Source organism: Atlantibacter hermannii (assembly GCF_009907385.1).
Lineage (GTDB): Bacteria > Pseudomonadota > Gammaproteobacteria > Enterobacterales > Enterobacteriaceae > Atlantibacter > Atlantibacter hermannii_A.
The window spans coordinates 1-820 of record NZ_JAAATR010000072.1 but is presented as its reverse complement, the minus strand read 5'-3'; the positions used below and the strand labels follow the sequence as shown (position 1 = coordinate 820).

Below are 820 nucleotides of genomic sequence, written 5' to 3'. Positions count from 1 at the left end.
GGCACTGTTGCAAAGTTAGCGATGAGGCAGCCTTTTGTCTTATTCAAAGGCCTTACATTTCAAAAACTCTGCTTACCAGGCGCATTTCGCCCAGGGGATCACCATAATAAAATGCTGAGGCCTGGCCTTTGCGTAGTGCACGCATCACCTCAATACCTTTGATGGTGGCGTAAGCCGTCTTCATGGATTTAAATCCCAGCGTGGCGCCGATTATCCGTTTCAGTTTGCCATGATCGCATTCAATCACGTTGTTCCGGTACTTAATCTGTCGGTGTTCAACGTCAGACGGGCACCGGCCTTCGCGTTTGAGCAGAGCAAGCGCGCGACCATAGGCGGGCGCTTTATCCGTGTTGATGAATCGCGGGATCTGCCACTTCTTCACGTTGTTGAGGATTTTACCCAGAAACCGGTATGCAGCTTTGCTGTTACGACGGGAGGAGAGATAAAAATCGACAGTGCGGCCCCGGCTGTCGACGGCCCGGTACAGATACGCCCAGCGGCCATTGACCTTCACGTAGGTTTCATCCATGTGCCACGGGCAAAGATCGGAAGGGTTACGCCAGTACCAGCGCAGCCGTTTTTCCATTTCAGGCGCATAACGCTGAACCCAGCGGTAAATCGTGGAGTGATCGACATTCACTCCGCGTTCAGCCAGCATCTCCTGCAGCTCACGGTAACTGATGCCGTATTTGCAGTACCAGCGTACGGCCCACAGAATGATGTCACGCTGAAAATGCCGGCCTTTGAATGGGTTCATGTGCAGCTCCATCAGCAAAAGGGGATGATAAGTTTATCACCACCGACTATTTGCAACAGTGCC

General features: G+C 52.4%; 1 protein-coding gene. It reads right to left on the bottom strand.

What is annotated here, in order from left to right:
- Positions 1-52 precede the first annotated feature (52 nt).
- Positions 53-757: an IS6-like element IS26 family transposase gene (locus GV764_RS17065; RefSeq protein WP_001067855.1), complete on the bottom strand. Its 705-nt coding sequence runs from the start codon at positions 755-757 to the stop codon at positions 53-55.
- Positions 758-820: the final 63 nt, after the last annotated feature.

Excerpts from the sequence above, each read along its gene's own strand:
- GV764_RS17065 (WP_001067855.1), bottom strand. The coding sequence starts at position 757 with ATGAACCCATTCAAAGGCCGGCATTTTCAGCGTGACATCATTCTGTGG.